Source organism: Fulvivirga ulvae (assembly GCF_021389975.1).
GTDB classification, from domain to species: domain Bacteria; phylum Bacteroidota; class Bacteroidia; order Cytophagales; family Cyclobacteriaceae; genus Fulvivirga; species Fulvivirga ulvae.
Genome location: NZ_CP089981.1, coordinates 730,021 through 752,045, shown reverse-complemented (window position 1 = coordinate 752,045; position 22,025 = coordinate 730,021). Strand labels below are relative to the sequence as shown.

The 22,025-nt window shown below is 42.2% G+C and carries 12 protein-coding genes, 1 other RNA gene and 2 pseudogenes; 6 read left to right on the top strand and 9 right to left on the bottom strand.

What is annotated here, in order from left to right:
* The first annotated feature begins 5 nt into the window (after positions 1-5).
* The 3 genes from LVD17_RS03200 to LVD17_RS03190 all read left to right on the top strand — a co-directional run bounded on the left by LVD17_RS03200 (position 6) and on the right by LVD17_RS03190 (position 3,593).
* On the top strand, positions 6-1,967 hold the full coding sequence (locus LVD17_RS03200) for a LysM peptidoglycan-binding domain-containing protein (RefSeq protein ID WP_233764712.1): 1,962 nt from the start codon (positions 6-8) through the stop codon (positions 1,965-1,967).
* A 247-nt stretch (positions 1,968-2,214) separates the two neighbouring features.
* On the top strand, positions 2,215-2,595 hold the full coding sequence (locus LVD17_RS03195) for a response regulator (protein WP_009581197.1): 381 nt from the start codon (positions 2,215-2,217) through the stop codon (positions 2,593-2,595).
* Positions 2,596-2,645: 50 nt separating this feature from the next.
* Positions 2,646-3,593: a DUF3078 domain-containing protein gene (locus LVD17_RS03190; protein ID WP_233764711.1), complete on the top strand. Its 948-nt coding sequence runs from the start codon at positions 2,646-2,648 to the stop codon at positions 3,591-3,593.
* A gap of 188 nt (positions 3,594-3,781) precedes the next feature.
* On the opposite strand, the gene LVD17_RS03185 is transcribed toward LVD17_RS03190, so the two are convergent.
* The 5 genes from LVD17_RS03185 to LVD17_RS03165 form a co-directional block, all read right to left on the bottom strand.
* The gene (locus LVD17_RS03185) at positions 3,782-4,165 is read right to left on the bottom strand and encodes a DUF6768 family protein (RefSeq protein ID WP_233764710.1); all 384 of its coding nucleotides are present in this window, start codon (positions 4,163-4,165) and stop codon (positions 3,782-3,784) included.
* Positions 4,152-4,697, bottom strand: a complete 546-nt coding sequence (locus LVD17_RS03180; protein WP_233764709.1) for an RNA polymerase sigma factor — start codon at positions 4,695-4,697, stop codon at positions 4,152-4,154. The genes LVD17_RS03185 and LVD17_RS03180 overlap by 14 nt, the downstream gene beginning before the upstream one ends.
* A gap of 155 nt (positions 4,698-4,852) precedes the next feature.
* On the bottom strand, positions 4,853-5,308 hold the full coding sequence (locus LVD17_RS03175) for a DUF8439 domain-containing protein (protein ID WP_233764708.1): 456 nt from the start codon (positions 5,306-5,308) through the stop codon (positions 4,853-4,855).
* Between the two features lie 155 nt (positions 5,309-5,463).
* Positions 5,464-6,570: a DNA polymerase III subunit gamma/tau gene (gene dnaX / locus LVD17_RS03170; protein WP_233764706.1), complete on the bottom strand. Its 1,107-nt coding sequence runs from the start codon at positions 6,568-6,570 to the stop codon at positions 5,464-5,466.
* Between the two features lie 120 nt (positions 6,571-6,690).
* Positions 6,691-7,485: a DUF481 domain-containing protein gene (locus LVD17_RS03165; protein ID WP_233764705.1), complete on the bottom strand. Its 795-nt coding sequence runs from the start codon at positions 7,483-7,485 to the stop codon at positions 6,691-6,693.
* Positions 7,486-7,907: 422 nt separating this feature from the next.
* On the opposite strand from LVD17_RS03165, the pseudogene LVD17_RS28775 reads away from it, so the two are divergent.
* The 3 genes and pseudogenes from LVD17_RS28775 to ssrA all read left to right on the top strand — a co-directional run.
* Positions 7,908-8,225: pseudogene (locus LVD17_RS28775) on the top strand (subtilase family N-terminal domain-containing protein); the annotation flags it as partial.
* 96 nt (positions 8,226-8,321) lie between these two features.
* Positions 8,322-17,192 (top strand): Ig-like domain-containing protein, encoded by an 8,871-nt coding sequence (locus tag LVD17_RS03160; RefSeq protein WP_370688826.1) that lies wholly within the window; start codon positions 8,322-8,324, stop codon positions 17,190-17,192.
* Between the two features lie 120 nt (positions 17,193-17,312).
* Positions 17,313-17,722: a transfer-messenger RNA gene (gene ssrA / locus LVD17_RS03155) on the top strand.
* A gap of 736 nt (positions 17,723-18,458) precedes the next feature.
* On the opposite strand, the pseudogene LVD17_RS28645 reads toward ssrA, so the two are convergent.
* From LVD17_RS28645 to LVD17_RS03140, 4 genes and pseudogenes are all read right to left on the bottom strand, one after another.
* Positions 18,459-19,289: pseudogene (locus LVD17_RS28645) on the bottom strand (recombinase family protein); the annotation flags it as partial.
* A 144-nt stretch (positions 19,290-19,433) separates the two neighbouring features.
* Positions 19,434-19,793 carry a hypothetical protein gene (locus LVD17_RS03150; RefSeq protein ID WP_233764703.1) on the bottom strand — a complete coding sequence of 120 codons (360 nt, stop codon included), beginning with the start codon at positions 19,791-19,793 and terminating at the stop codon, positions 19,434-19,436.
* 7 nt (positions 19,794-19,800) lie between these two features.
* Positions 19,801-20,790 carry a DUF6371 domain-containing protein gene (locus LVD17_RS03145; RefSeq protein ID WP_233764702.1) on the bottom strand — a complete coding sequence of 330 codons (990 nt, stop codon included), beginning with the start codon at positions 20,788-20,790 and terminating at the stop codon, positions 19,801-19,803.
* A 135-nt stretch (positions 20,791-20,925) separates the two neighbouring features.
* Complete coding sequence (locus LVD17_RS03140; RefSeq protein ID WP_233764701.1) at positions 20,926-22,023, bottom strand: AAA family ATPase; 1,098 nt, start codon at positions 22,021-22,023, stop codon at positions 20,926-20,928.
* Positions 22,024-22,025 lie beyond the last annotated feature (2 nt).

The following is a 22,025-nucleotide window of genomic DNA, read 5'->3' as shown; positions in this document are numbered from 1 at the left end:
TATCAATGTCAGTACGAATACTGCTTGCCCTGATTACACTGATTCCGGCCTGGGCTGTTGGTCAAAGCCCGCGTGTCCCGTCAAGAATGGAATTTGCCGGAATTAAGCTTCGGATAATGGAAGATGCACGTGATGAGATCCAGAAGGATGTAGATGCACTGACCAAGAGCCCTAAATACTTTAATATTAAAGTTGAAAGGGCCAAAACCTACTTCCCCATTATAGAGCGCGTTTTCAGAGAAGAGGGACTTCATGATGATTTTAAATACCTGGTGCTCCAGGAGAGTGCCCTGATTCCTGATGCGGTATCAGTCTCAGATGCCGTAGGATTTTGGCAATTCAAAGACTTTACTGCCCTTGAAGTAGGCCTGCGAGTAGACAAATATGTGGATGAGCGCATGAACATTGAGTCTGCCTCAAGAGGTGCAGCCAAATACATGAAGAAGAACAACGAGTTTTTTGATAACTGGCTTTATGCATTGCAAGCCTATCAAATGGGTGCAGGCGGTGCTATGAGGGTACTAGGCAAAGGCAACAGCGGAGCTAAATCCATGGTGATAAATAAAAAAACATACTGGTATGTTAAAAAGTATCTTGCTCATAAAGTTGCCTTTGAAGGTGCAGTTTCAGGGCCCGGAGAAACCAAACTGGTAGAATATCATAATGGAAGGAATAAAACCTTAAAGGATATCTCCGAGGAGACAGGCATAAGCCTTGATCAGCTTCATGATTATAACAAATGGCTGAAAAAAGGAAAAATCCCTGATGATAAAGCCTATACTGTGGTGCTTCCGGTATCCATGCTGGATAATATCCAGATGGCAGCTTTTAATACCGAGCCTAAACTGGAAGAAAGACGGCAGATAGAATACCACTTTCCACTTAAAGATAACTTCCCTGAAATAGAGGACTTTAAAGAGGCCAGGAAAGGGCATATTGTGGAGATTAATGACCTCCCCGGTGTAATAGGGGCGCAGGGGGACAAGATTATTGATCTGGCCAAAAAGGGCAATATTGATCTTAGTAAGTTTTTAAAGTACAATGATATTCAGATCACAGATCCGATCCTCGACGGGCAGGTCTACTATTACAAAAAGAAAAGGGCCAAGGCTCAGGCTCATTATTATGTTGCAGGGCCCGGAGAAACCTTATGGTCTATTTCTCAAAAATTTGGGATCAGGCTGAAAAAGCTGATGATTAAAAACCGTATTGAGGAAGAAAAAGAACTACAGGCCGGAAGAGTACTCTGGCTAAGATATATAAGGCCGGCACGTATTGATATTGAATATAAAGAAGTAGAGAAGCCTCCTGTAGAGACTGTGCCTGAAAGAGCTGATGTTATTTATGCAGATAAATCAACCGAAAAAGAACAGGCTGAAGAGGAGATGTCAAAGGCAAAGCCAGAAATAAAGGAGCCTGTCAGCAAGCCTGTTGAAGATTCTGTTTCGATGGAAGTGATTGAAGGTGAGTATGATAGTGCTAAATACGCTACAGGCCAAGTGGAGGAGCAGTCTGAAGCAGAGAAATACTTTGCTGAAGAGCAGGAGTATGAGGTGGAGGAAAGTGATGAAGAGAAGGAAAAGAAAACCCCCGAACAAAAGATACACAAAGTGCATGTAGTGGCTCCGGGGCAAACCCTATACTCAATTTCAAAGCAATATAATGTAACAGTTAGGGAGCTTTTAGAGTGGAATCAGTTGAAAATCTCGGATAAACTGAGTGTAAATCAAAAGCTGTTGATCATGGGAAGCCCGAAGCCTGAAGAGCAGGTAGCGGATAGTAAAGAAGAATTGCAAACTGCCGGAGAAGTTTATAGCTACCATACGGTTAATCATGGAGATACTATTTACAAAATAGCCCGATCTTATAACGTTACTATTGAAGAACTGATGTCCTGGAACAACAAGAAAGATTTTTCTATCAGCCCGGGCGAGAAAATAAAAATTAAGAAAAAGGAAAGTAACTGATATCAAATTTGCTTATATTCCTTAATTATAGGATGTATGCAAGCAACATTATGAAGAGGTTTTAATCCTCTGACTTTTATCATAAGAAAAAAAGTATTTAATTGTTATGTTTGCAAAATCAGATCGAAAAGAACAATATTTTTATGTTTTGGTCTGGAATTTTCATTCAAATTTGTACTTTTAGAAATAGTAGATTATTAAACTAAATTTTAGAAAGTTGACTGACTCTAAAGCGATCGATTTAGTAATGCTTGTAGATGATAATGATACTGATAATTTTATCAGCAAAAGAATTATCGAAATCACAAAATTTGCTAATAGGGTTGAGGTGAAAAATTCGGGCAAGAGTGCTCTGGATTATTTAAGAGAAAATCAAGACAATGTTGAGAACCTCCCTAATCTGATATTTTTGGATATCAACATGCCGATAGTAGATGGTTTTGTCTTTTTGTATGAGTTTGAGAAATTCAACGACTTAATAAAGGATAAATGTAAAGTGATAATCCTTTCCAGCTCTGATAACAAAAGGGATATTGATAAGATCGTTAATAACAACCATGTTATTAAATTCATTACCAAACCTCTTACAGAGACAGCCCTTGAAGAGGTTAAAATAAACAATCTGTAACTTACTTCGTTTTAATCATAACCTGATTTTAACCTCTTAAGATTGAATAAATGAAATATAAATCTTTGCCGGCACGTACTTGTGCAGGTATAATGCTGCTTTTTATTTCCTTAACCGGATACAGTCAAACAGATACTACAAAAACAGATACAACCTATTGGAAGAAAGACCTGAGAACGGGTCTGAGTTTCAATCAGGCATCCTTTTCAGATAACTGGCAGGGTGGTGGTGTCAACTCCATAGGGTTAAATACCTTTTTAAATTACAAGGCTAACTACCGCAGAGACATACATTCATGGGATAATGAGATCGACCTTGCTTATGGAGTGATCAAAAATGAAGGACAGAGTAGCCGAAAGTCGGTCGACAGAATTTACCTCGACACCAAATATGGACGAAAGCTGACTACCAAGTGGGATTTCTTTACCTCATTGTCCTTTTTGTCTCAGTTTGATAAAGGGTATGAATACGACGTGGAAGACCCCGATACAGGAGAAATTTATGATAAACTCATATCAAATTTCATGTCTCCCGCTTTTATTACTTCATCGTGGGGTGTGGAATATCATCCTACTAGTTATTTTAAGATACGTTTTGGGCCGTTTTCTCCCAGAATGACAGTTGTTTCTGATGAAGATGTAGCTGTTAACGGAGAAGTAGATGGCGAGCCCGCCCGTTATGGTGTGCCAGTTGGTGATAAAACCCGGCTCGAATGGCTAGCCTTCCAGATGGTGGCTGACTTTAACAAAGACATAGCTAACAATCTGAACCTGAAATGGAAATACATTCTATTCGCTAACTACGAAGAACTCGAATTCAGAAAGGTTGACCATAGACTGGATGTCTCGATAACTGCGAAAGTCAACAAATTTATAGACGTAGGCCTGGGAGGTATCATGATCTACGATTACGACCAGGTAGACGAAGTGCAAATCAGCCAGGCACTCAACCTAGGCGTGGTTTACAAGTTTAAAAATTACTCAGATAAAAAAGAATAACAAAAAGGCCCTGACCAGGGCCTTTTTTGTTATCAATTCTTAAAAATCAAATTCTGCACCACTTTAAAATAGTTGCACATTAAATTCTTCAACTATACATGCTGAAAATCACCGATTGCTAAACAGAGGCATTTGCTGGGAATCCGAGTAAGCAGTGAATTGTAAACTGACACTTTTCCATTCACCGTTCACCGATTGACGCTACTCAAAGCAGCAATCTGTAGCTCCAGCCTCTTCATTTCCCTTAAAATGCTGTTGGTGTTCATCTGCATCCAATACCAGATTTTAATTCCCAGCACGCTGAGTATACTCCAAAAGGCACCCGCACCGTACAAGATCATTGCCTTTGTAGTCTCAACATGATATAACTTAAACATGCAAAAGATGAATGCGCCAAAAAGTATCAGCGACATAATAAAAGTTAGTATGTACAATACCTTATTCTTGCCCTGGAAAATCCCCAAAGTCATTTCCACTATATTTTGTTCACCTAAGTGATCATAAAATGCGGCCTCTTCCTTGCTTAAGGCCTCATGAATGATCTTATCGATTTGTTCATTAGTGTGTTTCATTTTTCACTTCTTTATATTTTCTTTTTAATAACTCTCTCGCATAGAAAATCCTGGATTTGACGGTGCCCTCCGGCAATTTCAAAATGGACGCTATATCCCTGATAGACTGCTGTTCCAGGTAAAACAAAGTCAGAACAGTCTTATGCTGTGCTGGCAATTTGCCGAGCAATTCACTGACCGTAGCCGCATCATGGTGCTGATCGTCAAGTTCGTCATCGGCTACCTCGGTTGCTGAGGACTCCACTTGATTCTGTTTTTGCTGTGAACGTAGATGATCCATTGATTTATTGTAGACAATCCTGAATGCCCAGGTACTGAATTTAGCATTGTCCTTTAACTTGTTGAGCCCTTTGTGAATGGATATCCAGCTTTCCTGAGCTATGTCCCGGGCTGAGTCCATATCACGGGTAAATTTGTAGGCAAAGGAGATAAGCTTCTTGTTCCACCTCCCTATCAGTATGCTAAAAGCCTTCTGATCACCATCGCAGCACTTGTAGATCAACAACTCATCTAAAATTTTGTCCTTATCCATTCGCTTACTTAACGGTTGACAATTATTAGTCGGCTACCTTGTGTAAAGGTTCAAAACGAAGATAAGTTTATTTTATGCGTATTGTTATTTCTTTACCTCTGACAGGGCTCAAAGCCCTGTCAGAGGTAAAGAAATACAATTACTGGGGAGGAAATTTAAAAATCAGGATCCAGTCCGAGCCTGTCTCTAAGTTGCTTAACAATTGGATTTTTTTCTGCCAGGTAATTAAACTTGTCACTGTTGGTGTACATTTTTCTCTTAGCCTCTTCCTGGACCATTTCTATTTCAAGGCTAATCTTGCCATTGTTGAGCTTGGTTTTCAGGTAAGTGATCAGGTCTGCTCTGAATTTGTCCAGTATATCGATCTTGACAGGATTAGTAAATTTGATCACAATGGTAGTAGCATCTTTGAGGTAGATTTCCTGCTGGAGTACCATATGTTCAAAATTTTTGCCTTCTGTCTCTTTTTGGATAGCAAAGTCCTGCCAGTGCTTTTTTAGCTCATCGAAAGTGAAGGCTTCATTGCCGAAGTATTCCTGGTCCTCAGTATTGTCTTGTTTTTGTATCTCTTCATCGCTTTTATTAGCCAGAGCGTTTACATCCTTGGGCACCTTTATAGTACTTTTGAGTTTGGAAGAACTCAGACGCTTTGAGGAAGGAGATAAAGTACTTTGGGTCGAAACCGGTGTGGCTGATGGCGTGCCGGCATTACTGCCTGAAGATGCTGATACTTCGTTTTGAGCAGGAACGCTCTCCGTTCCCTTAGCTACATCACTTTTTTTTTTACACCATTATCAGAAGATTGATTGGCAAGACTAACGGCAGCATTAACGTAGGCTAATTTCATTAAAGTAAGCTCAACATGCAGGCGTTGATTTTTACTTCCCTTATAGCTGAGATCACACTGATTAGATATGTTGAGCGCTGTGAGTAAGAAAGACATAGAAGCTTTATTGGCTTGCTCTATGTACTTTTCTTTGGTATTGTCTGGCACCTCCATCAGTTGTACCGTAGCATTGTCTTTACAAACCATAAGGTTGCGCAAATGTTCACTGAGGCCTACGATGAAATTATGTCCGTCAAAGCCCTGTTTCAGGATTTCGTCAAAGATCAGTAATGTCTGCGAAAGGTCTTCAGCTAGTAAATGATCAATCACTTTAAAGTAATACTCGTAATCAAGAATATGTAGATTACTTATGGTAGATTGATAAGTTATGTTCCTGTCAGAGGAGAAAGTTACTATCAGGTCAAATATGGAAAGTGCATCGCGCAGGGCGCCGTCAGCTTTCTGTGCAATGAGGTGAAGTGCCTCATCTTCTGCTTTAATATTCTCCCGCTCGGCTATGCCTTTTAAATGAACCGCAATATCAGAAACCTGTATCCGGTTAAAATCAAAGATCTGACACCGTGATAGTATAGTAGGTATTACCTTGTGCTTTTCAGTGGTTGCTAATATGAAAATAGCATATGATGGTGGCTCCTCAAGGGTTTTCAGGAATGCATTAAATGCCGCATTGGAAAGCATGTGGACCTCATCTATGATATAAACCTTGTATTTGCCATACTGAGGGGGATATCTGACCTGGTCAATCAGGTTCCTGATGTCATCTACAGAGTTGTTAGAGGCAGCATCCAGCTCAAAAATATTTAGAGAATTTCCCTCGCTTTTCTCATCAAACTGGTTGATCATTCTGGCGAGTATACGTGCACAGGTAGTCTTACCAACACCACGAGGACCACAAAAAAGCAGAGCCTGAGCTAATTGGTTATTATCTATAGCGTTTTTAAGCGTAGTAGTGATATGTTCCTGACCTACTACCTCATCGAAACCCGTTGGCCTATACTTGCGCGCCGATACCACAAACTTTTCCATCGCTCGAAGTTAAAAAAAAGTGACTGGATATGGTAAGTTATTTTGTTCAATTATTTCTGAAGAGTACAAAAAGTGACCCTGGATACAGTTAACTAAATGATAAGTTCAGGCTCCGGATATTTAGAATGACCATTTAAGTCCGTTTGTCAAAGAGTATACAAAATTATTTATAGGAATAATGGGTTTGTCCTCATATTGAGCAGAAAAACTTGTTAAAAAGGAAAGTTTATCTGTTAATTGCACATTTAGGACGGCATCACCACTGAGTCGATTTCTAAATACCTCACTTTCATTATCATAACCTCCCTGATAGTACAAAATGACGTCAAAACTTACATGGTCATTAAAGTCAAATTTACCGTTGATATAGTCACTCGTCTTCCATAATTCTTTTTCAATGATAACCCCTTCATCAGTTATAGACTTCCAATGTTCTTCTTCATACATGGCTCCGATTCCAAAGTAAACTTTAGATTTTTCAGTAGAGCTGATCCTGAATTTTAATCCTCCGCCTTGTAGAAAACGCAACGGCATCATACGGCCATCATCATATTGTATTTGCGAAAATAACTCATAAGAGATCAGCTTTTTACGAAGAAAATTAACCCTGAGATGTGCATAACCTGTACTGATCAGAGGTCCACCTGTAGACTTAAAGTAATTAAGCTTATTTATTAGTATATATGCGTGTTTTTCAGCAATATATAGAAGATCTGCATTAGCTTCCAGACCAGTGAATGTGATGTCCTTTTCAGCAGTGGCACTTCTGTTGTTCAGGTTAAAATTGAAATTAATATTTCCCATGAAGTAACCCGAAGAGTCAGCGTCAATACTTCCTTTATCAACCTTCAGAATTTGTCCACCGGCATGAAACCCGATGAAAACAAACATAAGTATCAGAACATTTTTAATCATGCCGCGAAGTTAAGCAGACCTGGAAACATACGGAAGCAATGGAGCCATTGATGAAACAGATTAATCTTTAAACGATATAGATGTTTGAACGTATAACGTTCCGTTATATTTCTTTTTAGAAGAATTATATTACATCTTTTAATAATTAACAGAATAAAATTTGTTATTAGTAGTAGTATTTCCGAATTTCGACTACCCGTTTAAATCCGATTAATTAACCAAAAACCAATTTAAGCATGAAAAAGATTTATCTTTTTATGAGAATCCCATGCTTTTGTCTCATTGCAATTTTTTTGCTGATGCACGAGGTTACCGCCCAAAGCAAGGTGGCGGTACATCAGGGTGTATTGCGTATTAAGGTTGCCGAGACAACAGCAACTTATTTACAAAAGGCGCAAATGTCCAGGACTTCCCAGGGATATTTGCGTACGGGAAATGCGTCGTTGGACCAGGCTCTGTCGAGGAGTAAGGCTACCAACATGAAGCGTGTTTTCAGGCATGGAGGGAAGTTTGAAGCGAAACATCGCAAACATGGACTTCATCTTTGGTATGAAGTGCAAATTGATGAAACTACTGATGTAAACCAGGCAGTATCAATGTTTGGCAGACTGTCAGAGGTCATCAAGTCCGAACCTATATACGAAAAAAATATAGGTGGCCGTGAGCGGATGTTGTCAGAGGCTAAAATAATGATGCCTTTGAATGCAGCGCCAGATGATCCGCGTTTTCCGGATCAGTGGCATTATAACAACACGGGTCAGACAGGGGGAACTCCCGGAGCTGACATCAGTTTACTACAGGCCTGGAGCACTGAAACAGGTGACAGCCAGGTAATTGTGGCAGTTACAGATGGTGGTATAGATGTAGATCATGAAGATCTTGCTGCCAACATGTGGGTCAATACAGATGAAATCCCTGATAACGACATAGATGACGACAATAACGGGTACGTCGATGACATCTATGGTTATGGTTTTGGGGATAATACGGGTGATATTCCAGCAGATTTACATGGTACTCACGTAGGGGGTACAGTAGCTGCTGTTACCAACAATGGTGTTGGAGTTTCCGGTGTAGCCGGAGGTGATGGTTCCGGCAATGGTGTGCGACTGATGTCATGCGCCGCTTTCGGAGCTTCTGGAACAGGTGGTTTCGCAGAAACCTATATTTATGGAGCTGACAATGGCGCTGTTATTTCTCAAAACAGCTGGGGGTATACCTCCGCAGGTGTTTTCGAACAGGCCGTATTGGATGCCATAGATTATTTTATTGCAGAGGCTGGTTATGATGAATTAGGCAATCCTGTAGGTCCTATGCAAGGTGGTCTGGTCATATTTGCTGCCGGTAACGATGGCTCTTTCGGAGAGTACTATCCGGGTTTTTATGATCCTGTACTTGCCGTTGGTGGTACCGATCATAATGATGATCAGTATGTTTCTTCCAACAGAGGAGACTGGGTGGATGTAGCAGCACCTGCTGTTAATGTGTTGAGTACATTCCCTAATAACCAGTATTCTTCAATTTCAGGTACATCTATGGCTTGTCCTCACGTATCAGGACTGGCAGCCCTTATCGTTTCTCAGAATGTCGGGAACATTACACCCGATCAGGTGTGGGCCAGAATAGAACAAACCACTGACCCTCTGCCGGGACTTGAGTTTTTAGGTTCAGGTAGAATAAACGCATTTGCAGCTTTGCAACAGGATGACGGCGTGGCCCCGGAAGATATTACTGATCTTTCAGTGGCAGATGTTGATCTTTCAAGTGTAACACTGCAATGGACAGCTCCTGCCGATGCAGGTAATGGTTCTGCGTCATCTTATGATGTCAGGTACTCTACATCGCCAATTACTGCAGGCAATTTCGATGCTGCTACTCCTGTAGCCGATCAGCCTAAAGCTTCTTTGGCAGGTACGTTGGAAACCTATACGGTTACAGGACTTAACTCTGCGACTGAATATTACTTTGCCGTCAAATCAGAAGATTTTTTTGGTAACGTATCAGGGATCAGCAATGTAGTGTCTGCTACTACAAATGATGTGCCCGTGGCTTCCGTTTCTCCATCATCTTTAACCGCCGATGTGGTTACAGGCGAAACTGAAACACAAACACTGACCGTTAGTAATGATGGCCAGGGACCACTGGAATTTGATATTTCATTTGGAGGAACAGTATTTACTCCTTCAGCTGCCTCAAGCCAGGCTAAGACTATCAAGCCACATTCTAAAATGCTTTCTACAAAGAAAGCTTATACACAGAATAGTGTTCAGGTATTGGCTGGTGCACAATATAGCACCGGTTTTGAATCTTTCAATACGGGTACGCTAAACAACCAGGATGGGTGGTCCACCAGCAGCTCGCAGGATTACGATATCAGTACTTCCATGCCATTTGCAGGTACCAAGCACGTACTGGGAACCTCTACAGCCGCCGGATCAAACTCGCTGGCATTCAGCCCGAATGTGGGTGTGGGTGAGGAGGCATACTCTTCTACTTCTGCCAAAATCAAGATCGAAGGTACAGGCGTAACCTGGCAGTACATTCCTCAGTCTCCCACTGCAGAACTTGTAGTAACCAGACTAAGCTTCGATGCTGACGGAGGTATGTCAATTCTTGATGGCGACGCTGGAGATTATGTAGACATCCCTTCTGAAACTCCGTCAGGTTATTTTGACCTGAAGCTAGTAGTACATAGGGAGTCATTCGATATGAATGTTTACATTAATAATGAGCTCGTTTACGTAGGCAAGGCCTTTACAGGTGATATCGAGCAGGTAGTACTGCTATCACCAATGGAAGCCGTAGGAAGTGAGTTTTATATGGATGATATTCAAATCTATGACGGTGAAATTGATACCTATCCTTTCTTAAGTGCCGATATCACTAACGGAACAGTTGCCGCAGGGCAGTCTCAGGATATCCAGATTACTTTTGATGCTACTGGTTTATTCGGAGGTACTTATCAGAACGAGATTCAGATAAGCACTAATGACCCTGTGAACAGTGAGTTTGTAGTGCCGGCTACTATGAATGTAGAAGGTACAGGTAAGCCGGTTATTACTGTTAACCCTGATTCTTTGGTATTCCTCGATACTTTCGTTGGAGGTACCGACAGCAGGGTACTTGAAATTACCAACGGAGGAACAGAGATACTTCAGGTAAGTGATATCAATTCAACTTCACCGGATTTCTCCGTTGTGGCGGCAGACAGTGCTTTTACGCTGATGCCATTTGAGACTCAGGAAATTACCGTGCAGTTCTCGCCTTCTTCATTAGGAGCCATAAGTGGTGAAATTGTAATATACAGTAATGATACTGACACTCCTGAATTACAGGTGCCGGTAAGTGGCAATGGAGTAGAAGCTCCCATTATAGCCGTGAATCCTTCTTCACTGGAGGCAGAACTGGAAAGGGGAGATACAACTTCCAGAGTACTTACAATTACCAATAACGGTGTAGCAACGCTTAACTTTGCCATTGAGGTAAGTGCAGCGGGAGGAGACTCAACTACATCGGTTAGTATGGCATTACCTGCAAGGGCAAGCAGAGCCATGTCAACAGAGGGAATGAAACAACAAGCAGTTGGCAGCTTTGCAGGTATGCAGTTGCAGTCAAATGTTCATTTGTCTGCCGACAATGTACAAGTGCTTATACTTACTCCTGATGATGATGTTTCTGATCTTCAGTCAGCCTTGAGTGCCTTCCCTGATCTTGATGTGAACATATATCCTGAAACAGCACTGGCGGATATTACACTGGCGGATGTTGAGGGTTATGATGTAATCATGACAACCAACAATACGCAGTGGTTGGCGGGAGGTAACGTAAGCCCTGCACTGATTGGTGATCTGCTGGCAGATTATATTGACCAGGGCGGAAAAGTAATTGCCAACTGTTTTGCTTATGACTATGATGCATGGGCGCTTGAAGGCAGGTTTATTACTGAAAATTATGGTCCGTTCACAGTAAGCAATACTGATTTTACAAATGATGTTACTTTGGGTACTGTTCATGAACCGGGACATCCTATCATGGAGAATGTATCTGCAATAGGAAATACATTCCTTTTCCAGGATCCGGGCTTAGCCCCGGGAGCTACGCTGATAGCTGACTGGTCTGATGGAAATCCTTTTGTAGCTGCTAATGATAATGTAGTGGCGCTGAACCTGCTTCCGAGCAGCGGCGGTGGTATACCGGGCTGGACAGGAGATCTTCCTACCCTTTATCACAATGCTATTATGTGGCTGTCAGGAGCAAGCTTTGTATCAACTGACATTAAAGAGGGTACACTTTCAGGAGGCGAATCTATTGATGTTAACGTTACGATCAGTGCAGAAGGCCTGGAGTCAGGGTTCTATGAGGCTAACATAGATATTACATCCAATGATCCTGTTAATGGTTTAGTTCAGGTACCCGTTTCCTTAAACGTACTTGGGCCAGCCGTAACTGCTAACCCTGAATTCTTTGATGTTACTGTAATCAAAGGACTTTCAGCTACACGTCAGCTTACTTTGTCTAACAACGGTTCGCTGGATGCGGAATATGTAATAGATGTAGTTAACGGAACACCAGAGCCCGAGCCTACGTTCAGTGCTGGCTATGCTAATACACCACCAAGAAGCAATGCTTTTTCGGGTGCTGTTTTAGATGTGGCTGCAGCTGTGGCCAAAGGCGCCGGCCAGATGGCTGCTGGTGATGAGATATACAGAACTGGTTTTGAAAACTTTGCCATCGGAAATATTAATGGCCAGCAAGGATGGACAGGACAGTTTGGTAACTGGAGAATCGAAGCGAATAACCCGGCTACAGGTAGCCAGCATTTCAGAGGGTTGTCTGATGGCTTGGGTCAGTCAGCAGCTTTTACTTCTCAACTTGAAATGGGAGGTGAGGCCGTTGCCACTGCTTCTATGGATATTGATCTTGAAGCCGGAGCTTCATGGTGGATCTCAACAGAGTCATCTACTGCCATCAATGGTCGTGTGATATTTGATCCTCAGGGTAATGTGGTAATGGTTTCTGATGACGGTGCCGGTGGTGCTGCATTAGATACTTTGACCTTTAATGCTCCTGATGATTATTTCAACGTCGCTTTTGAGGTAGACAAAGTTTCAGGCAACTTCAAGTTCTATATAGATAATGTAGAGGTATTTGAAGGCAAAGCTTTCTCAACTGATCTTGAATTTGTAGCCGTAGTTTCTCAAATGGAAATTGCCGGACCTACATTTGATATGGATAACCTTTCAGTTTATGAAGGACAGCTTGTTCCTCCATTCCTGAGTCTGTCAGATTATGCCGGAGTAATACCTGCAGGATCAAGTGTTACACTTGATGTTGAATTTGACGGTTCTCAAATTGACTTTGGTACTTATTTCAGAGATATCCAGGTATTCATTGGCGGAGCTTCAAGCCCCGATCTTGTAATCCCTGCAACATTTACAGTAACAGGGCAATCTTCAGTAGAGGTTACCCCACAGGTACTTGAGCAGGTTGTAAATTACAAGGAAGCGGAAACTACCGAATTCACCATCAAAAACACGGGTGGTAAAGCGCTGAACTTTGATATCGGCGTATTTGGTGCTGACCTTGAAGATCAGCAAATGCGTATGGCCGAAGCCAGAATACCGGCAGCTTCAAAGGCTAAGTTCGAGAAAAACATGGCATACCAGGCCACTCAAACTCGTTCTGTCGGTGTAGCTCAACTTGTAGCTGGTGAAACTATCTTTGCGGAAGACTTTGACGGAGGTACATTCCCTCCTGCAAACTGGACCGTAGTAGATAACGAAGGATCCGGATTGGTTTGGAGCACTCTGGCCGAGCAAGGATTAGAAAACTGGGCTGGTTCGGGAGAAGCTGCTTCCGTTAATAGTGATGCTAATCAGGGAGTGGAGTTTGATACCGAGCTGGTTACTCCTGCAATTGATATAGCTGGCAGAACTGGCGTAGTTGTTCAATACAATGTTAATTACTTGAACTTCATAGGGTCTGATTTCCTTGATCTGGAGGTAACTACGGATGACGGGGCTACATGGACTACAGTACTTAGCTGGAACGAATCACACGGAACAGGTTTCGGTACCCCGGGTGAATTTGTAGTGGCTGAACTGGATGATTATGTGGCCGGAGCTTCAGAAATGAAGCTGCGATGGAGATACTACGATCCTAATTCAGGCGACTGGGATTTCTATGCTCAAATTGATGATGTCGAAGTATTAACAGATGCTACTACCTGGCTTACGGTTTCACCGGCAAGCGGTACAGTGCCTGTAGGCGAAGAACTGAAGATCGATGTTACCTTTGACGCTTCCAAAGTGGATCCGGGCGAGTATTTCGCTGGCATCTTAGTCAATAGCAATGCGGCAAATATGCCTGTTGCGTCGGTTTTTGCTATCATGGAAGTGCTTAGAGCCGCTGATATTGAAGTTAGCCCTACTTCTTTGGAGCAGGTACTGGTTACAGGTTTCTCTGACACTCAGACTTTGAACATTACCAATAATGGAGAAAGTATACTGAGATATGAATTGGGAGGATACCTAAAAAACAGTAAAGTAGTATCTGTAAGTAAAAACAATGATGGAAGGATAGAGCCAAACCTTAGAACAGCACCCTACGATGGTGAGTTGTATCAGGGTAAAAAGGCTATACCTCTGACTAACATAGAACAAACCGCTGGCTCATTGGCTTATGGCACCGACTTCGAAAGCTTCGAACTGGGTGATATCAATAACCAAAACGGCTGGTTTGCTCAATACGGTAACTGGACAGTTGAAGCAGAAAACGCCGATAGTGGAGTTAAACACTTCAGAGGTCTTTCTGACGGACTTGGCCAGTCAGCGGCCGTTACACCAGGTGTTGGTATTGGCTCGGAACCAGTATCTTCATTCACCACAGATGTAAATCTGACCGGAACAGGTGTAACCTGGCAGCTCATACCACAGTCTACTACTGCCCAGCTGGTAATTACAAGATTGCAGATTAATCCTGACGGATCCATGGATGCACTTGTTGATGATGGAGCAGGAGGTGCTGTATTCGAAACTGTGTTGGATGCTGTAAGTACTTCATACTTTAACCTTAAGCTTGAAGTTGACAGGACCACCAGTGAATTTACAGTATTTGTAGATCAGGAAGCGGTTTATACAGGACAGGGTTTTGCCGGTGACATAGAGGAGGTCGTTATACTTTCTTTGATGGAAACTGCAGGTCCTACTCTGGATCTTGATGATTTGAACATTTGGGATGGCGAAGCGCCAATTCCGTTCTTGTCAGCTAATCCTGAGTTTGGAAATATTGCCGCAGGTGAAACAGTAGAAATCGAAGTTACTTTCGATGCCACTAACCTTGAAAAAGGAATTTATGAAGATCAGATCATTGTTTTCAGTAATGACCCTGATCAGCCTGAAGTTGAAGTGCCGGTGACATTAGAGGTTATCAATCCTCCTGCACTTGAAGTTTCTCCTGATACTATCATTAGTGATGTAGTGCTCAATACTATGAAAGAGCATACCGTTACAATTGCCAATGCAGGTGAGGCTAATCTTAGATTTGGATTTGCAGGTTATGGAGATGCTCCGGTACCTGGTGAGTTCAGAAGAGAAGATGACTTCGGTCCGGAAAGAAGGAAAAAGATGCAGGAAGACCTTGATAAGTCCAGAGCATATAATCCTGCCAGACCTATAACCTTCATGGAAGGTGAGCAATTACTGTTTGAAGATTTCGAAGGGACTACTTTCCCTCCTGAGGGCTGGACATTGGTTGACAATGAAGGTACAGGTGTTGTATGGGAGTTGTCTGACGAAAACTATACCGGTGGTACCGGAAAATCAGCCATTGCCAATAGTGATGCTGCCGGTACGGCAGAGTTTGATACTGAGTTGATCACTCCGGAAATCAATGTTGATGGTAAAGAAGGAGTAGCGGTTCAGTACTATGTAAACTACCAAAACTATCTCAATCAGGATTTCCTTAACCTGGATATCAGTACAGATGGTGGTAGCTCATGGACAACCGTACTTAGCTGGAACGAAGACCACGGAGGTTTATTCACCGTTCCCGGTGAGTTCGTAAGTGTACCGTTGGATGAGTACCTCGAAGGTGCTTCTACAATGATGCTGAGATGGCATTATTATGATCCTAACACGGGTGACTTTGACTGGTATGCGCAAATCGACGAGGTTGAGATCATCTATGAAGGTATCCAGTGGTTAACTGTTGATCCGGGACAAGGTATTGTACCTGGTGGAGAGTCGTTAGACGTAACAGTGACCTTTGATGCTACTGAGGTAGAAAAGGGACAGTATGTGAAAGATCTTCTTTTACTTACCAACGTTCCTTCAGAGCCTGAGAAAGTGCTTCATATGGTGATGAACGCTGTAGGTATCGAGCCATTGACTCTTGAGTCATTGTGTTCTGATAATCCTGATGAGGAAAGAAGATGGAGCGTTTATAACCCTAACAGCTTCGAGGTAGATACCTATTGGTTTATCATAGGTTCTAATGAGGGTGATAGCCTTACTGTAAAACCTGGTGAGAATATCTTTACCAGCAATACTTTAAGTGACAGACCTAATACTTTGAAACTGAAATGGCTGGATGAAAGTCAGCAACCTCAGGAAACAGTAAAAGAGTCTGCTTTCAACCCTTGTGGTATTGAAGAGCTTACGCTTGAGTCACCGTGCTCTAACAACCCTGACCTGTTCAGAAGATGGAAGGTGACCAATGCCAATCCGTTTGGCATAATGGTGAACTGGGAAGTGCTGGGCACTACACAAAGCGGTAGCTTATGGGTAGCCAATGGTGTTACGTATTTCTATACCGAAGCAATAGCCGGTGATAACACAGCCAGAATCTCCTGGTTGGATGCCGAAGGCGAAGAGCACGAAGTAGTAACTACATCAACCGGTGAAGTTTGCGATATAGACAACTCTTGTATGGGTGATGAGGTGATCTCGTTCACTCAGGGCTTGAGGAAGAAGGGTACTATGGTACCGCCTCGCAGAAGCAATCCTGAGCTTGCTCTTGGAATGCCGGAAGAGAACAGTGAGATCAACTTTGTATCTCTGGGCTTCGGAGGTGAGTTAGTGATCAAACTCAATAACATAGTGGCTGACCAGCCAGGTGATGACTTTATCGTATTCGAAACTACATATGATGATGTAAATGATGAATGCGGAGTTTACCCTGAAACAGCCGATGTATATGTGTCTGACAATGGTGTTGATTTCTACTTCGTAGGATCGGCCTGCAAGGACACTGCGTTTGATATTGCTAACAGTGGTTTGATGGATATCCAATATATCAAAATAGTGGATACTTCAGATATCAACTACAAAGGCTTCGGTCCTGCAGCAGATGGTTTTGATGTGGATGGTATCCACTGTATCAATGCCCACTACTCAGCGGCCAGACACCATGAATTCGGCTTGGCGAATACCGTGCCTAACGAGCCTTATGAGAAAGCGATAACTACTTTCCCTAACCCATTCCAGGATGAAATATCTGTAACGATGGAAGTAGAGAAAGAAGGAGTCTACGAAGTGATGGTACACGATATCTTCGGAGCATTGATCTATAAAGGAAAAGTGAACTCTTCATTGGGTGAGCTGAGAACTGAAATTGATGCCAGAGGATTCGCAAGAGGTACTTATACCATAACCATTACCTCAGAAGACGAGCACTACAAAGAATCAAGTCTGTTGATTAAGAAGTAGTGATATAGTATAGGTTATTGAATTAAGGGCTGCCCGTTGGGTGGCCCTTTTTTTATAATCGCTCCTGAGTTTGTATAGCGAACTTATTTACCCTTATATTTGTATTCTTAATTGAAAACCGGGGCCGACCGGTTTTGACAGGATGTGTGATTACGTGGGTAAGCATGCAGGCTCATGGGATGAGAGCCTTGAAAGATAGTTCCACAACACAATTGGCGAATCTAATTACGCCATGGCTGCCTAATCTTAACAACTCGTTAAGATAGCAGGCTTAAACGGTTGAATCGCCAGACGCGATTCCCGGGCCACACTCTGCTGACCGTCGTTATGTCCGGTCAGATTTGGAGTGTCGAACAGACATAACTAGTGCTGACAGGGTTGTGATGTTGGTGCGAAACTTAATCGCAACTAAGGTAAAGTTCGGTGGTTGTCTACCTCGCTTTACTCGAAAATCCAAAGACAACTAAGCATGTAGAAGACACGATAGTTGCCTTCACTGGACGAGGGTTCGAATCCCTCCGGCTCCACCAAAAGGGGGAGAGTAGTTTTAGAGCTACCCTTCCCCTTTTTTATTTCTTTAATTTTTGCTGATAATGAGGGAATTACGTGGAAAAATGAGTTAACCCTGTCAGTTCGAACTGCATCATTTTCACGATTATACCTAATACCTTCAGGGAATATCAATTGTTGCAGGCTTTGCTTTTTGGTGTAGTCTGATAAATCCCACATTTTCAGTATGTTACAACTTAAATCGAGTGTGAAATCAATGCATTCGGTCAAGTTCGAACTACTCACAGCCGAATTTTCTATTTTCTGCTCAATTGTAAGCTTCTCCTCCCTGAACTTGGAGGCATACTTGTCGAACAATGGCCGTTCAATTTCGCCTATGACAAACCTTTCTTCGATGCCTTCCAGCTTCTTTTCAATCTGCGATAATTGTGATTTGTACAATTTGATTTCTTCGAGAGCCTCGGCATTCAGTGTATGGAACAGCTTCTCCATTTGAGCCTTCACTAGTGGCTTATACTCGGTGCATAGCTCATAGTAGCTTAACATGCCACGGAATAGTTCATTTACCTGGTTGGCATTGCGGTTTTTGGCGCAGCCTTTCATGCGGCACTTGTAGTAATGGATGTTCTTCTTTTTGACGATATATCCAGTCATTGGAGCGCCACAGGAATCACATTTAAGGAATACCTTGAGCGGTAAACGGTCGTTTACAGGGTTTACTTTGTATCCCTGCGGTCTTGCCCGGTTAACATTGTTGATTTTGAAAAATAGCTCCTCACTGACCAACGGCTTATGTTTTCCCTTTACGGCTTCCCCCGGGATCAGGGTGTTTACAATAATGCCGCAATAGAAAGGGTTTTTGAAAATCTTAAATATCTTCTTGTCTGTCATTTTCAAACCCATAGACGTGAGCCTTTGAGCAATTTCCACATTCGTAAGCCCCTGCGACTTCCAGTGAAAAGCCTTCCTTAACAGTTTGCCATCCTCATTGATTTGCAGGTCATGTTTATCGGCTGTACTACCCAGGTTTACATTTGTGTAGCCTAACGGAGCTTGCCAGACCCAATATCCCTTGCTGATTTTCTGTTTCATCCCTGTCATGCACTTCTCCCTGCGCTGCTCATTATCAAATTTGCCAAAGAGATAGTACAAGTCTTGCTGAAATGAGCCGGACGTAGTATTAGGATCAACCTCTTGGGTGACTGATAAAGTTACTACGCCACGGTTAAGCAAGTCCTGACTAATATACGCTCCATTGGTGCCTGTTCTGGAAAACCGGTCATAGCTGTAAACAATGATGTATGAAACCTTTTTAGATCGTTTGACAAACGCCAGCATCCGCTGAAATTCCTTACGCCCGTCACTTTTTGCGGATTCATAGGTGCCCCCAAAATAGCCGATAACCTCCAGCCCTTTTCTACTGGCAAATTCTTCACAGTACCGTTTCTGGCTTTCAAGACTGGCACCTTTTTCCATCTGCTCCCTGGAAGATACCCTTGTGTATATAACAGCCTGGTTAGAGTTTCTTTGTTTCTTACTCTTTGAACCTTTAGTAAATTGACTGAATGCCTCTAAAGTGTTTTTCATGGTCTTTTTTTATGGTTGTTATAGGCTTGATAAGCCATTATACAAAATTCGTGCATAAAATCAGCAAGCCGGTGAGCTTCTTGCTCCGTGATGTTTTCAAAGCCGCTACAAACCCTTATTTCGTTTACAGTAAGTTTACATTTATCATTTAGATTTTCCATTACAGGTGAAAAATTGACGGCTATCCTGTTTTACAGTGATGCTATCGGCCTGTAATGTCCCTTTTATTGAGGGTGAGTTTTCAGCTAACTTTATTTTAACAGTACTTTTAATTACCGCTACCTTCCCGTTGGACGTTTTGACCATGATGTCCTGGTATTTGCTTTCGTTTACTATGTCAGTAATCTTTCTCTTTACGTCATGTACTTTTACCATTTCAAGGGTATTCATCTTCCTGTTTTTGAAACGGATGGTAACCGATTCGCACAATCCATCCAGTCCCATCTTAATGGCTTTCTGGAGGGCCAGGTCATGAAATCTTTCATTGTTGTTATTGGTTGTCATTTTGAGTTTATTTTATGGTTTGAATTTTTAATTTGTCTGAAATATCCCAAAGTACGGGATACCCTGCGTCAGTGATAGCCAGTCCGCTTTTGTCAGTTCTAATGAAGAAGTCGGCAAGGTCAAGGCCATTGTTCCGGTCATTGGCAGTAGCATACCTTTCCAGCAGGGTAGAGGTTCTGACCCGAAAGCCAATGCCTCCTAAATAAGCGGCCTTTTTCTTCCATAGATCAAAACAGTTTAGGTCAGGGAAAAGAATGATGTTCCTGTCTTTCAAAACTTCACAAATGGAGGCTTTGAGGTTGTTTGCACTTCCACAGGCCAGCCATAGGTAATCAGGAAGCAGTACCGTCATGAGTACAGCGGTTTTTTCACTTTCTACGATGGCAACGGTTTTGTCCGGGTACGCTGCGAGCTGATTCTCTCCGAAAAAGCATTGTTTCAACTCAAAATCATGAAGCAAACCTCTTTTTTCCATCAGGCTATGAACCCAATGTAAACGATTGTAAGGTTCCTTTACTCGTCTGCCTGTTTCCGCATGATAAAGCATGATCTTACCAGCCCTTACAAAGTGGGCGATGTCTACCTGCCAGAAAACAGTTGCCCCCCTCCAATGAGTAGCAGTGCCAATATGAAATCGCCTTCTTACATCTTGTATAGTCTCACTATTAAAAAGCGTTGCCACATATTGTAAAAAATTGTTTTCACAGTTTACAGCCATTGACTTTTCCAGCAGGCCGTATGGGAGATAATGGCTTGTCTTTTGTTTGGCATTACTTTTAGAACTGTAAACGCGGTTTACAGTAGCGCTTGATTCCTTTTGGTAACTAAATGCAGTGTAATGATATTGACAGTTTACCTCCCGGTCACACCTTCCGACATGATCGGGTAAATAATCTCCCGTTAACGTGTCCACGTACCGCACTAACCTTTTCCGCCCACATGACGGACATTGAAATTTTTTTGAAGTTTTATCTAATATATATCTGTAGGTATTCATTGCTACTTGTTAATTGAAAAACCAGCCGTCACAAAGTGTCACTGGGTGTGACACATAACCTGCTGTAAATCATATACTTATATTGAGTGTCACATTTTTAATTTTGTGACACCTGATGACAGAAAAAAGTCATTTCTACGCTCCATTGCCGTTTTTCATTTTCTGCAGCGTCCTTTTAACCCTCATCGGATGTACCTTAAATTGCCTTGCTATATCCCGAAAGGAGCGGCTTTCATCTTCTTCATGACAGGTGATTATCTGTAGATCCAGTTCCTCCTTTTCCTTTTGAGTCTTAACCCGCAAATGTTCGTATTCGCTCCCATAGTTCAGAAATTGAAAGATCATGCAGTTGTCATTTTTGACAAGCTCACCAACTATGACATTATCACTGCCATATATTTTTTCGCAATTTCTTTGTTTTACCTGCTTGATATACCTGACATATTCGCTTTGGGTACTCTCACCTACGGCTATAGCGCTGTCAGCAAAATTCATGAGGGCACTGCTCCCGAAAAGGTCCTTTTTCTCAATTGGCCGCGAGCAATCCCTTTTTGGAGTATGTGCTAGGATCAGGAATGTATAGCCATGCATTTCCTTCAAAGCCTTTAATCTTTTCATCAATGCCAGTACACCTTTAGACTTTTCAAGCGTATCCTGCAGATAGGTGAGGTTGTCAACAATTACTATTTTTGCCCCGTGAGATATAATCAATTGCTCAATTTCTTCCAGCATAGCCTTCCCATTTTCAATATAAGTATCTTCATTGAGCAATGCCTTGCCATTGGGTTCAACCCTTAATAATAGGTCACTAAATTTATAATGGTTGTTACCTCTATTGGAGTATCGTATTTCTACCTGTTTATCTGAAAGCTCAAAATCAAACAACAAGACCTTCTGTGGTCCAACTTCTAGCTTAAAACCAGGTATGGCCTCGCCCTTTGTGATGGAATCGGCTATTTGTACTGATATGGCTGACTTACCCAAGTTGGTATCGGCAAAGAGAAAACATATTTCACCTTCAAACCATAGCTCGCTGAGAAGCATCTTTGGCATTGGCTTCTGGCTTGCATCTTTCATATATTGGTTCATTGTTTTCACTGTAAACACCTCTTCACGTTTTTCAGAAACCTTCAGTGTCTTTTCCAACTCTTGAATTTCTTCTTGCAGCGCGGAAAGGCGGATCGGGTGATGTGCTGTCCCGTTTACTCCTTTTATAGTTCCATTTACTGACATAT

What these genes read in the sequence shown, in the direction of transcription:
- LVD17_RS03200 (WP_233764712.1), top strand. Translation starts at nt 6, where the DNA reads ATGTCAGTACGAATACTGCTTGCCCTGATTACACTGATTCCGGCCTGG.
- LVD17_RS03195 (WP_009581197.1), top strand. Translation starts at nt 2,215, where the DNA reads ATGCTTGTAGATGATAATGATACTGATAATTTTATCAGCAAAAGAATT.
- LVD17_RS03190 (WP_233764711.1), top strand. Translation starts at nt 2,646, where the DNA reads ATGAAATATAAATCTTTGCCGGCACGTACTTGTGCAGGTATAATGCTG.
- LVD17_RS03185 (WP_233764710.1), bottom strand. Translation starts at nt 4,165, where the DNA reads ATGAAACACACTAATGAACAAATCGATAAGATCATTCATGAGGCCTTA.
- LVD17_RS03180 (WP_233764709.1), bottom strand. Translation starts at nt 4,697, where the DNA reads ATGGATAAGGACAAAATTTTAGATGAGTTGTTGATCTACAAGTGCTGC.
- dnaX (WP_233764706.1), bottom strand. Translation starts at nt 6,570, where the DNA reads ATGGAAAAGTTTGTGGTATCGGCGCGCAAGTATAGGCCAACGGGTTTC.
- LVD17_RS03165 (WP_233764705.1), bottom strand. Translation starts at nt 7,485, where the DNA reads ATGATTAAAAATGTTCTGATACTTATGTTTGTTTTCATCGGGTTTCAT.
- LVD17_RS03150 (WP_233764703.1), bottom strand. Translation starts at nt 19,793, where the DNA reads ATGACAACCAATAACAACAATGAAAGATTTCATGACCTGGCCCTCCAG.
- LVD17_RS03145 (WP_233764702.1), bottom strand. Translation starts at nt 20,790, where the DNA reads ATGAATACCTACAGATATATATTAGATAAAACTTCAAAAAAATTTCAA.
- LVD17_RS03140 (WP_233764701.1), bottom strand. Translation starts at nt 22,023, where the DNA reads ATGTCAGTAAATGGAACTATAAAAGGAGTAAACGGGACAGCACATCAC.